Annotated in this window: 12 protein-coding genes; 6 read left to right on the top strand and 6 right to left on the bottom strand. The window is 53.6% G+C overall.

Features of this window, described 5'->3' with window-relative positions; all coding sequences use genetic code 11:
- Positions 1 to 277 precede the first annotated feature (277 nt).
- The 3 genes from DFP94_RS15045 to prfA all read right to left on the bottom strand — a co-directional run bounded on the left by DFP94_RS15045 (position 278) and on the right by prfA (position 3,657).
- Complete coding sequence (locus DFP94_RS15045; protein ID WP_114497293.1) at positions 278 to 1,471, bottom strand: FtsW/RodA/SpoVE family cell cycle protein; 1,194 nt, start codon at positions 1,469 to 1,471, stop codon at positions 278 to 280.
- 232 nt (positions 1,472 to 1,703) lie between these two features.
- Complete coding sequence (gene prmC, locus DFP94_RS15050; protein ID WP_114497294.1) at positions 1,704 to 2,585, bottom strand: peptide chain release factor N(5)-glutamine methyltransferase; 882 nt, start codon at positions 2,583 to 2,585, stop codon at positions 1,704 to 1,706.
- A gap of 4 nt (positions 2,586 to 2,589) precedes the next feature.
- The gene (gene prfA / locus DFP94_RS15055; protein WP_114497295.1) at positions 2,590 to 3,657 is read right to left on the bottom strand and encodes a peptide chain release factor 1; all 1,068 of its coding nucleotides are present in this window, start codon (positions 3,655 to 3,657) and stop codon (positions 2,590 to 2,592) included.
- A gap of 210 nt (positions 3,658 to 3,867) precedes the next feature.
- On the opposite strand from prfA, the gene DFP94_RS15060 reads away from it, so the two are divergent.
- From DFP94_RS15060 to DFP94_RS15085, 6 genes are all read left to right on the top strand, one after another.
- A complete protein-coding gene (locus tag DFP94_RS15060) occupies positions 3,868 to 4,812 on the top strand; it encodes a LysR family transcriptional regulator (protein WP_114497296.1) in 945 nt (314 codons plus the stop codon).
- 102 nt (positions 4,813 to 4,914) lie between these two features.
- Positions 4,915 to 5,712 carry an ABC transporter ATP-binding protein gene (locus DFP94_RS15065; protein WP_114497297.1) on the top strand — a complete coding sequence of 266 codons (798 nt, stop codon included), beginning with the start codon at positions 4,915 to 4,917 and terminating at the stop codon, positions 5,710 to 5,712.
- 36 nt (positions 5,713 to 5,748) lie between these two features.
- Positions 5,749 to 6,615, top strand: coding sequence for an ABC transporter permease (locus DFP94_RS15070; protein ID WP_245954844.1), 867 nt, complete (start codon positions 5,749 to 5,751; stop codon positions 6,613 to 6,615).
- Between the two features lie 44 nt (positions 6,616 to 6,659).
- Positions 6,660 to 7,694, top strand: a complete 1,035-nt coding sequence (locus tag DFP94_RS15075) for an ABC transporter substrate-binding protein (RefSeq protein ID WP_114497298.1) — start codon at positions 6,660 to 6,662, stop codon at positions 7,692 to 7,694.
- A gap of 28 nt (positions 7,695 to 7,722) precedes the next feature.
- Positions 7,723 to 8,478, top strand: coding sequence for an isochorismatase family protein (locus tag DFP94_RS15080; protein WP_114497299.1), 756 nt, complete (start codon positions 7,723 to 7,725; stop codon positions 8,476 to 8,478).
- Between the two features lie 81 nt (positions 8,479 to 8,559).
- The gene (locus DFP94_RS15085) at positions 8,560 to 9,849 is read left to right on the top strand and encodes an MFS transporter (protein WP_114497300.1); all 1,290 of its coding nucleotides are present in this window, start codon (positions 8,560 to 8,562) and stop codon (positions 9,847 to 9,849) included.
- A 146-nt stretch (positions 9,850 to 9,995) separates the two neighbouring features.
- On the opposite strand, the gene DFP94_RS15090 is transcribed toward DFP94_RS15085, so the two are convergent.
- The 3 genes from DFP94_RS15090 to DFP94_RS15100 all read right to left on the bottom strand — a co-directional run bounded on the left by DFP94_RS15090 (position 9,996) and on the right by DFP94_RS15100 (position 12,071).
- Positions 9,996 to 10,229: a TM2 domain-containing protein gene (locus DFP94_RS15090; protein WP_245954846.1), complete on the bottom strand. Its 234-nt coding sequence runs from the start codon at positions 10,227 to 10,229 to the stop codon at positions 9,996 to 9,998.
- A 119-nt stretch (positions 10,230 to 10,348) separates the two neighbouring features.
- Positions 10,349 to 11,449, bottom strand: coding sequence for a redox-regulated ATPase YchF (gene ychF, locus DFP94_RS15095; RefSeq protein ID WP_114497301.1), 1,101 nt, complete (start codon positions 11,447 to 11,449; stop codon positions 10,349 to 10,351).
- Positions 11,450 to 11,600: 151 nt separating this feature from the next.
- A complete protein-coding gene (locus DFP94_RS15100; RefSeq protein ID WP_245954848.1) occupies positions 11,601 to 12,071 on the bottom strand; it encodes a GNAT family N-acetyltransferase in 471 nt (156 codons plus the stop codon).
- Positions 12,072 to 12,118: the final 47 nt, after the last annotated feature.

Raw genomic sequence — 12,118 nt, forward strand, 5'->3', positions numbered from 1 at the left:
TCAATATCTAGTATACAACTCTCAATTCAACCACTGTATACAGTGAAATCTCCTTGGTGAGCAATATATCTCTTTCGCAGAAAAGTGTCCACCTTTTGAAAGACATTTCGTCTATTTGTGCACATCGGCAGGACATCCCCGGTAGAGATCCCATGGCACGATAAACACGGCAAAACGGGGACAAAAAACAGGGACAAATCCGAAATCCGCTATTGCAACGGATAACGCCAGCAAAAAAAACGGCGATTCCCAATGGAATCGTCGTTTCTGTTAATGGTTACCGGTTCTGCGACTTCAGTTTGGCGTAACGGGAAGCGGGCACCTGGTTGTGTTCTTCATCGATTTCATGTCCGTGAATCCGGATGCTCATCGCCAGTCCGACACAGGCCATGTTGATAAGGAGCGAGGTGCCGCCGTAACTGATAAACGGAAGCGTGATTCCGGTGAGGGGCATGAGACCGATAAACATCCCGATATTCTCGAATATCTGATAAAGGAACATCGCTACGATCCCTACGATCAAGAACGGTCCGCTTCGGTCCCGGCATTCCAGCGAGATCAGAATGAGCCTGTGAATCAGCACAAAATAGAGCAAGAGCAGCACCGAGCTCCCGAGAAAGCCGAATTCTTCGGCGATCACCACGAAAATGGAATCGGAATAGGTCAGCGGAACGCGTTCCGACTGGACGGTCTCGCCTTTGAGGTAGCCTTCCCCGGTCATCCCGCCGGAGGCGATGGCGAGCTTGGCGTTGCGCGTATGATAGATGGCCTTTTCCGTTGCTTTTTCCGGGACTAGCCAAGGATCGATCCGTTCAATCCAGTGTTCGCGTCCAATGTCCTGAAAGAAGGCGTACACTTCATCATGATAAACCTTGTAGGCTGTAATTCCGCCAAAGACGGACCCGGCGAAAATCGCAAGCGCAATCAGGGCGTGCGTATATTTTATATTGCCGATCCAGAGCATGCCCGCCAAAATAACCAGATAGCTGAGGGCGTTGCCGAGGTCATTTTGCGCCATAACAATCAGAAACGGGATAAACGTGAGCAGCAGAATCGGCACGACATCCCGCCAAAACGACAACCGCGGTTTCCGCTTCCGGAGCAGCATAAAGGCTAAGAACAAAATAAGCAACAGTTTGAAAAACTCCGCCGGCTGAAAGCTGACTTCCCCGGGTAAAGTGATCCATCCTGTGGCGTTATGGTACGTATTTCCGACAAACATAACAACGACGAGCAGCCCGACCCCGAACAAATAAATATAAAGGGCATACTTGACGAACAACCTGAAGTCGATCAGGGAAACGGCAAAAAATGCCGCAAACCCGAGCAGATAATATATGCCCATTCGTATATGATATCCGTGGTAAGCTGTATTCGAAGTGGCGCTGTAAAGCACCGCGATGCTGATTCCCATTAGGAGCAGCAGGATGAACACGATCGTGTAGTCGATTTTTTTAAATTTGTTCAGCATTACCCTGTCCTCCGCCCATCCTCATTATCCTGTTTCCCCAAGGAAGTTCGTCTCTACATGCTTGAGGCAAAAAACCTTCCCTTCCATTGTATAGGAATTCTCCCGTCCAAGTCTATTGGACGTTGACACCAGTCTTTTATACCCTCGTTTAAGGCGGAGTTATCCGTGATGTTGCTTCCCGTTACTTGCAACAGCAAATCCTCGCTGTTCCGAAAAACAGGCACCGCCCGGTTCAGGCGATGCCAAGCACATGCCGGTCGATACCGGCGAGATCCTTGATCGTGACGATTTCGCTCCAGCAGCCGGTACGGCGGAGCAACTCGGCGACATCGCCGGCCTGCCCCATGCCGAGCTCGAAGCCGATCAAGCGGGGCGGCCGGAGCAGTAGAGGCAGCTGCGCCATCATGACGCGGTAGGGCGCGAGCCCGTCCGGCCCGCCGTCGAGCGCGCCGCGCGGCTCATAGTCGCGTACCTCCGGTTGAAGGTGCGCGATGGTCTCCGCCGGTATATACGGCGGATTGCTGACCACGATGTCCAGCGGCTCCCCCGCAAACGGTTCAAGCAGGTTCCCCTGCTTGAACGCCACGTCCAGGCCGAGCCGCCGGACATTTTCCTGCGCCACGTTCAGCGCCCCGGGCGAGATGTCACTCGCCGATATGCGCCAGGATGGGCGCAGGTGGGCCAGGGCGGCAGCGATCGCGCCGCTGCCGGTGCCGATGTCGGCGGCCGCAGGCACGCCGCCGGGCCACAGGCGATCGCCCGCCTGGACGATCGCCTCCACGAGCAGCTCCGTTTCCGGGCGGGGAATCAGCACATCCGGCGTGACCTTGAAGGTCAAGCCGTAAAAGCCCTGTTCCCCGATGATATACTGCGCTGGCTCGCCCGCCGCTTTGCGGCGGATCACTGCCTCCCAGGCGGCTTGCCGCTCGCCCGGGAACGGATCGCGCAGCGCGGCCAAATATGCCGCGCCTTCCAAGCCCAAAACATGGCGGAGCAGTAGCTCCGCATTGGAATCCGGCTCTTGGACGCCGCGAGCCGCTAAAAAAGAAGAAGCCTCTTTACGGGCTTCCGAAATATTGAGCGCTCCAGATAATACATATCCGTTATCGTTCAAACTATTATTCTCCTTTATCCATCAAATCGGCCTGTTCCGCAATGGTCAGCGCTGAAACGATTTCCGCAATCTCTCCGTTCATCACCTGATCCAGCTTATGCAAAGTAAGTCCGATACGGTGATCGGTCACCCGGCTTTGCGGGAAGTTATAGGTACGGATCCGCTCGCTGCGGTCCCCGGTGCCCACTTTGCTTTTCCGTTCGCCGGCGTACTTCGCTTCTTCCTCCTGGCGCATCATGTCCGAAATCCGGGCACGGAGCACCTGAAGGGCTTTCTCCTTATTGGAGTTTTGCGATTTGCCGTCCTGACAGGTCGCCACGATGCCCGTCGGGATATGCGTTACCCGAACAGCCGATTTCGTCGTGTTGACGGACTGACCGCCAGCACCGCTGGAACAGAACGTGTCGACGCGGATATCTTTGTCGAGAATTTCGATATCGACTTCCTCGGCCTCCGGCATGACCGCCACCGTTGAAGTCGACGTGTGAATCCGCCCGCCGGACTCCGTCGACGGAATCCGCTGCACGCGGTGCGCGCCGCTTTCGTACTTCATTTTGCTGTACGCGCCGCGTCCGTTGATCATGAAAATAACCTCTTTAAAGCCCCCGAGATCACTTTCATTGGCATCCATCACGTCCACTTTCCATCCTTGCGTATCCGCAAAACGGGTGTACATCCGGTACAGGTCGGCCGCAAACAGCGCCGCTTCGTCGCCACCGGCCGCGCCGCGGATTTCCACGATCACGTTTTTATCGTCATTCGGGTCCTTCGGAAGCAGCAGAATCCGGATTTTCTCCTCCAGTTCCTGCTGGCGTCCGGAAAGATCCTCAATTTCCAGCTTAACCATTTCGCGCATTTCATCGTCCAGCTTCTCCGCCTGCATCACCTTGGCGGCATCAAGCTCTTCCATGACCTGTTTGTATTCGGTGTACGCCTCATAAGCCGGCTGTAAATCCGATTGTTCTTTAGAATAATCCCGCAGCTTTTTGGTATCGTTCGCCACGTCGGGATCACAGAGCAGTTCGCTCAGCTTCTCGTAACGGTCGGCCAGGGATTGTAGTCGGTCCAACAAGGGAAGTCACCTCTCTTATGACAATTTCCTCAGAAAAAAAATCGTCTATCCTCAATTAATAAAATTATAAGGTAAACGACTTTTTATTATACCATGATAATTCCGTTTTGAACAGAGATACTTTCGTCAGCGGTTTTTAATGATTCTTTGTTGAAAATCATGTAAAATAATCTAACATCAAGTTTTCGCAAAAGCGAGGAGGGATCTTTCATGGACATGCTGGATTTGAAAGTATTCATTGCCGTAGCCGAAAACGGAAGCATGCGTAAAGGCGCGCAAACGGTCGCCCTGACCCAACCCGCCGTCAGTTTGCGCATCGCCGGGCTGGAAAGCGAGCTGAACGCCCCGCTCTTCCTGCGCACCCGATCGGGCGCACTCCTGACGGAGGCGGGGCGCAAATTTTATTTTTACGCCCAATACGCCCTCAGTGCGCTCGAAGTGGGACAGCAAATAGTGCGGCAAACGGCGGCGCCTTCTCCTATGGATGGCCATTTGAGCATCGGTATCGTGGAGTCGCTGACCCATGTCATGCTGCCCGCCATCGTTCAAACGACGAAAAACCAAGACGCCATTTCCACTTGGAAAATCAGCACCGGCGAATCTCTCGACCTCGCCTTGCGGGTCACCTCCGGCGAGCTGGACATCGCGTTCATCAACCATCTTTTCGCGCCTCTCCCCCATATGGCGACGGTCAAGCTGTTTGAAGAGCCCCTTGTCTTCATCGGGCCGAAACAGCCCGGTTTCCCCCGGTTCCGCAGCCTGTCCACTTACCTGCAGGAAGTGCCATTCATTCTATTAAAAAGACAGATGCCGCTGCGCGAATTGCTGGAGAACCGCTTGTTCGAACCGCTGCGCATGCACCCCCGCAAACTTATCGAGGTGGATACGTCTTCCCTGATCCGCCAGATGGTGGCCCAAGGCAGCGGTTGTTCCTTTTTGCCCGTTTCGTCCCTTTGGCCGGGCAATCATGAAGTGCCCATCGAGCGCATTCCGCTTGACGAAGTCTGCCTGAAGCAAAAATTTTATTGTGCTTATCCCCTGCATCTCTCCGACCAACTGCAGCAATTCCTTCAACCCTTAAAAACCCAGATTCGAGAGCAAGTCCGTGATTTCCGCCGCAACGACATCTTCTATTCTGCCAGCGCAAAAAAATAGAAAACAGTAGTTTTATGTCACTAAATCTAACATATGAATTACTTATCACCTCCTTTGTGTGAGATATATTACTATCTACTTAACACAAAGGAGGTGGCAATGATGAACGCTTATAAAATGGAGCTGGAAAACGTCAGCAAAACCTATCTCGGGGCTGACGGGAAGCCGGTTAACGCATTAGGACCGATTCATATGCAAATTCCGAATCACCGCTTTATCAGCATCGTCGGTCCGAGCGGCTGCGGCAAATCCACATTGTTCAACATTATATCCGGCCTGGTGGAAACGTCCGAGGGAGCCATCTATGTCGGAGGCAACCGGGTTGACGGGCTCACCGGGATCACCGGGTATATGCTGCAAAAAGATTTACTCCTGCCCTGGCGCACCATTCTCGACAACGTCATACTCGGTCTTGAAATCGAGGGCGTCCCGAAAAAAGAGGCGAAAGCCAAAGCCTTGCCTCTTCTTTATAAATACGGGCTAAAAGGGTTCGAGCATCATTATCCCGCGCAGCTTTCCGGCGGAATGAGACAGCGGGCCGCCCTGCTTCGCACGATCATGTATGATCGCGAAATTATTTTGCTGGACGAGCCTTTCGGCGCGCTCGACGCACAGACACGGGCCATGATGCAGGAGTGGCTGCTCGATTTATGGGATGACTTCCAAAAGACGATTTTGTTCGTCACTCACGATATGGAGGAAGCCATCTATTTATCGGACGAGGTGTATATCATGACTTCCCGGCCAGGCACGATCAAGCGGCATTTGATGATCGACCTCCCTCGGCCGCGCAAGCCGCAAATTATCACTTCGCCACAATTCATTGAGTTGAAGGAAGAAGCCCTGCGGACGCTTTCCGAAGAAACGATGCGCGCTTATCAACAGGAAGCCGCCGGATAAAGCGGCGTGAACGGTAATCAGAAAGGAGTGAGCACATTGTCCCATGAAGCTGAAGCGGTAGGCAGCCGCGGCGGAGGTCTAGCCGCCAGACGCCCGGCTCCCCGTCCCAAATCCAATTGGCTAAAGCATGAAATGGCTGTTCCCAAACCTTGGGCCGTGAATGCCGGCCGGTTTGCCCTATTTTTTATAATGCTGTTGCTCTGGGAAATCGGAGCCCGGACCGGGCTCATCAATTCGTTCTTTTGGAGCCAGCCAGTAGAAATCGCCCGCACCTGGTGGATCGGCGTACAAACCGGGGCCGTCTGGCAGGACACACTGTACACGTTTCGTTCGACCGTCATAGGTTTTTTGCTGGGAACCTTGGGCGGCACCTTGCTTGGACTGTCCTTCTGGTGGTCCAAATACTATGCCCGGATTTGCGAGCCGTTCATCATCATGTTTGAGGCGATGCCAAAACTCGCCTTGGCTCCGATCATCGTCCTTGTGTTTGGGATCGGCATCGGCTCCAAGATCGCCATGGGTTTCGCGATTACCGTCGTGATCACCACGCTAACGACCTACAACGGCGTACGCAGCGTGGACAAGGATCTTGTGCGCATGGTTTACTCGCTCGGAGCGTCACGGATGCAAGTATTCCGCAAAGTGATCGTTCCGACGGCAATTCCGGCCATGATCTCCGCGCTGCGCATCAATATCGGACTCGCGCTGACCGGCGCTATCGTCGGAGAATATATCGGCTCGGAGCGCGGGCTTGGCCGGATGATCTTTTACGCCGGTCAAACCTACGAAATCAGCCTCATTTGGGCTAATATCTTTAATTTGTCCATCTTGTCCATGCTGTTGTACGTACTGATCGGCAAGCTGGAATCCATGCTGCTCAAAGGGTTTATGCATCAGAAATAAAGAAATCCATACAAAATAAACAGGAGTTTGGGGAGGAAGCAGCCATGCGTCATAATCACCGTTTATCCCGTATCACACTTACCCTGGCCCTGGCGGCGATGATCGCCATCGTGTCCGCCTGCGGCGGCAAAAGTGCGGCCAATTCTCAGCCGGACACCGCCACACCCGCCAAAGCGGCAGGCGGCACCAAAGAGCTAGTAATCGCCGAACCGGTGCATAGCACGGGCTATCTCCCGCTGTACATCGCGATCCGCAAAGGACTTTTCGAAGACGTCAACGTCAAAGTGGTCACCCTGTCGGGCGGGAGCGCCCATACGAACGCTGTGCTCACCGATCAGGCCTTCGGCTTCATCGGCGGACCTGAGCATAACGCTTTTGCCAAAGCCAAAGGCGCGGAGCTTCGCGCCGTGGTCAATATCGTCAACCGCGGCAATGTTTATCTTGTCGCCCGCTCCGGGCTCGACCCAGGTACGGACATCGCCGCTTTTATGAAAGGCAAAATCGTCGCCGTATCACAATACGGCGGAACGCCCAACTCCATCATCCGCTATTTGGCTAAGGAGTGGGGGCATGAGCTGGACAAGGATATCACACTGAAGGAGGTGGATAACGGGGCGATTCCGGCCATTTTGCAGCAGGGCCAGGGAGATGTGGCGGTTGTCACCGAGCCGGTCCTGACTCAGGGCATTCAGGAAGGCATTTGGGGCCAACCTTTTTACAATGTCCCCCAAGAGCTTGGCCCCTACGCTTATTCAACGATTAACATCAAGCAGGACAGCATTACGGATGACCCTGAAACGGTGCAAAAGTTCGTTACCGGTATTCAAAAAGGACTTGAGTTTCTAAGAGACAATCACGAGGAAAGTATGGAAATTGCAAGACAGGAGTTCCCGACCATGGCTGAAGATCTGTTGGAGACCACATTGAACCGTTCTTATGAAGATGAAATGTGGGAATACACCGGACAAATCAGCGAAGAAGCCGTTACTACCGGTTTGTCGGTCGTACTTGCTGCCGGGCTTTTGAAAGACGACGCCGTCGGATATGGAGACATTATCGATACGCAGTTTGTAAAATAACTCAACTTTTCCAAGGAGGTTGTAAGATATGCGGATATGGGACTCTTTTTTAACGGAACGGGACAAACTGGTTTTCGGTGGAGCGGGCTATGACGCCAAAGGAGGGTTCGGCAAGCGGCCCGCCCTGCTGGTCATTGACGTCAGCTACGCCTTCTGCGGACATATCAAGGAGCCGGTGCTTGATTCCATCCGGACTTGGCGCAACAGCTGCGGAGAGGAAGCCTGGAACGCGATTCCTTACATCCAGAAGCTGCTCGGAGCAGCCCGGGAACAGCATATCCCGATTTTCTATTCCACCGGCATCGACCGGCGTCCCGACGGTTTTGACGGGGGCGGCTGGAACCGCAAAAACACCCGCTCCGAAGACAATGCCGGCGTTCCCGGCTATGGCGGCAACGAGATTGTACGCGAAATCGCCCCGCAGCCAAGCGACATTGTAATCGAAAAACTGAAGCCTTCCGCCTTTCACGGCACCCCGCTCATCGGCTTTCTTACCGACCTCGGCATCGATACCCTGCTGATTTGCGGCACGACGACCGGCGGCTGCGTCCGTGCCAGCGTCATCGACGCCTTTTCTTGTAACCTCAATGTCGGCGTCGTGGAAGAATGCACGTTCGACCGTGGCCAGGCCTCGCATGCGATCAACCTATTCGATATGAACGCCAAATACGCCGATGTAATCAGCACCGCCGAAGCTATAACTTACCTGGAGCAAACGGAAAAAGGATTGTTCGATCATAAAATTGACTTCAACGCCGCCCGCAGTCCTCAAGTTACAGCCTGATCCCGCCAGGAATGCATCCAATACGGAGCCCTCTCTCACGGGGCTCCGTTTTCTTTGCCGCAAACAATAGGAGGTACGGCCATGTCCAAGCACTCATCGCATTTTTCATCTTCTCTCTACAATCCGCTTTGGATTTCGATTTCTTGCGGCCTGTACTGGTTTGCTTTCTCGTTGACCCGCCCGATCATATCTCTGTACGCCTCTTCTCTCGGCATGGAAGGGATCGGGGTCGGCGCCGTATTGGCCGTCTATTCCCTGATGCCCCTAATCGCCGCCATTCCCGGAGGCCTGATCGCCGACCGGCTCGGGCGCACCTTCGTGCTGCGCATCGGCTCGGTGACCATGCTCGCGAGCGGTCTGCTCTACTGGCTGTCCTCCGGCCCCGGACTGCTGGCGCTCGCGCAGCTTCTGGCCGGTCTCGGCCAAATGGCGGTTTGGCTGGCGGTTCAGGTGCTGATAACCGAAGGACCGAAACAAGGCAGCGAAAGCAGGTTCGCCACGTTCTCCCTCTATATGGCGCTAGGCCAGATGATCGCCCCGGTTTTATCGGGTTTTTTGTCGGATCATTACGGCTATTCCGTGGTCTTTGCAGGATACACGCTCACCAGTCTTCTGCTCATTTTGACCGCCTGGCGATGCAAAGAATCCGCTCCTGACGCCGCGGGATCGGCTTTAACAAAAATTTCCCGACTGCCGGAAAATAAGGGCCGGCATGCCAAAACAGCAGCTTTTTTCCAACAATGTGCAGCCTTGTTGAAAAACCGTTACTTTGCCGTTATTTTGCTGACGACGTTCATCTCGCTGTTCATTCTGGACGTACGGACGACTTACTTGCCGATCCAGCTTCAATCGCTGGAGATGTCGAACACCAAAGTCGGGTTGCTTGTCTCGGCAGGGGCGCTGTCCGCCGTATTCGTCCGTCCGATTTATCCGCTGCTGATGGCCAGGCTTCCTTTCTCCCGGCTGTTGATCCTTACTTACGCCGTCTCGCTGCTATTAATGTTCGTCACCCCGCTGCTGACCAATTATTACGCATTAATGGCGCTCGTTCTGATCACCGGCCTCGCGCTCGGCATCAATCAGCCTATGACGCTGTCCATGATCGCAAGCTCGACCGCTCCCGAAGAACGCGGGCTCGGCATCGGGCTCCGGCTCATGGCCAATCGGGCGGCCCAATTAATGAACCCGTTGCTGTTCGGGGCATTCACGTCCATGGTTAACCTCGGAACCGCCTTTTTACTGGTCGGACTAATCCTTCTGCTTAGCTGTTCATTCACGGTGTGGTTGTATTCCACAACAGAGGCCGGGCGGGAAAAGTCGGTTCGTTCCGAAGACCTGCCCGCAGGCAAAACAAGCCCCCGAGTTCGATAATGAATCGGGGGCTTGTTTGCATTTCAAGAATTAGATCGGATAGGTCGGCGAAATGCCTCTGTTGTACAAAATTGATCGATAAGCTGGTTCTCAAGCTTCGCATTCTCTTCCTTCACCCAAGTGTGGGTCAGAAATGCTTCCACAATTCACCAGACGGACGTAACGATCATCCCGATTACCGTAATCGATAAAACAAGCTGGGCAACCGCGCTGCCCGTCTTGCCCATATAAAACCGGTGGCCGCCGAAAAGGCCGAGGAAGTACCAGAGCACATAGGCTATCACCATATTCTTTCCTCTGTTTTTGACCTCGGATTCCAGAAGCATCAGCTCCCGTGCATCCAGTTGGCTCTTCCTGCCCAAGTTATAATTCAAACTCATTCAATTCCCTCCGTTATCTGATATCAATGACTTTAGTATACAAACCGCTACAGCAATACAAAATTATCCAAAAAAATACGGGCTCACCCGGTCAAGGCAAGCCCGTATATATTTAACGCTTATACATTAAAGCGGAAATGCATCACATCGCCGTCCTGCACGATGTACTCCTTGCCTTCCAGGCGCAGCTGTCCGCGTTCTTTCGCCGCGTTCATCGAGCCGGCCGCCATCAAATCGTTGTAGGAAACGACTTCCGCGCGGATAAAGCCGCGTTCGAAATCGGAGTGGATAACGCCTGCCGCTCCCGGCGCTTTCGTTCCTTTGCGGATCGTCCAGGCACGCACTTCCTGCACCCCTGCTGTAAAGTAAGTGTATAATCCCAGCAAGCGGTAAGCCGCCTGGATCAAGCGGTCCAAGCCGGAAGCCTGCAAACCGAGTTCTTCCAGGAACATCGCTTTGTCTTCTCCTTCGAGCTCGGCGATTTCCGCTTCCACTTTGGCGCTGATCGGCACGACTTCGGCATTTTCAGCCGCCGCAAATTCACGTACTTGCTGCACAAACGGATTGCTATCCGCTTCCGTAACGCCGTCTTCGCTGACATTGGCCGCATACAGCACCGGCTTGAGCGTCAAAAGATGCAGATCGCGAACGATCAGCTTCTCGTCGTCCGACAACTCCACGCTGCGCGCGGGCTGGTCGTTGTAGAGCGCCTCTTTGACGCGCTCCAGCACTTCCACTTCCTGCGCATATTGCTTGTTGCCGCCCTTCATATTTTTGCGGGAACGTTCGATCCGCTTTTCCACGCTGTCCAGATCGGCCAAAATCAATTCCAGATTAATCGTTTGGATATCGCTGATCGGATTGATTTTACCGTCGACATGCGTGATGTTCTCATCCTCAAAGCAACGAACGACATGCACGATGGCATCCACTTCACGGATATGGGCCAAAAACTTATTACCCAGTCCCTCGCCTTTGCTCGCCCCGCGAACCAGCCCGGCAATATCGACAAATTCGAATGCCGTAGGTACTGTACGGTTAGGTACGACAAGTTCAGTCAGTTTATCAAGGCGTTCGTCCGGAACCTCAACGACCCCTACGTTCGGATCGATCGTACAAAAGGGATAGTTGGCGGATTCCGCTCCCGCCTGGGTAATCGCGTTAAACAGCGTGGATTTCCCGACATTCGGAAGGCCCACAATTCCTGCCTTTAAAGCCATATCTATGACAACTCCTCATTCTTGTAAATTGCTCATCTTCTTCAACCATAGTACCTATCCCCCGGCCAGATTTCAAGGACATCTCCAAATAAGTTGAAGGATTCTCCAAAAAAAAGGAGAGCTTATCCTGCAAAGCGCTCCCTTTTTCGAATTACAGTTTTTTTCTCATTACCATGTCGGTCGTTTCGTAGCCCATCTTTTGATACAGGCCGTAGGCCCTCCGATTGTGTCCGAATACGTGCAAGCCGATGCTGACCGCCCCTTGTTCCCGGGCTTTTTCATCCAACGCCTGCAGCGTCTGTTTGCCGAATCCTTTTCCCTGGTAAGCCTCATGAATGACGATGTCGAAAATAAAAGCCTCCCTGCCCTTCTTGCTTTCGCTGAACTGGACCCATAAATTTCCGATCGGGGTTCCTTCAGCAGCATCAAGCACCGTGTACAAAAAGGCATCCTTCGTCGCCAGGCCTTCCGGCAGCAACTGGCTGATCGCTTGCTCGGATAGGGAGGCTGCTTCTTCTTCCCCCCAAGTCCCTGCGACCGTTTTCTCGACGGCATAGTCATGCACCGTGCGGGTCCGGTACGCCTGAAACTCACTGTCATCCATCGTTCTAAGTTCAACCATGAAAAATTCCTCCTCTCCGGTTCATTATATAATAGCCGGATAACCGG

It is taken from the genome of Fontibacillus phaseoli (assembly GCF_003337355.1).
Taxonomy (GTDB): Bacteria; Bacillota; Bacilli; order Paenibacillales; family Paenibacillaceae; genus Fontibacillus; species Fontibacillus phaseoli.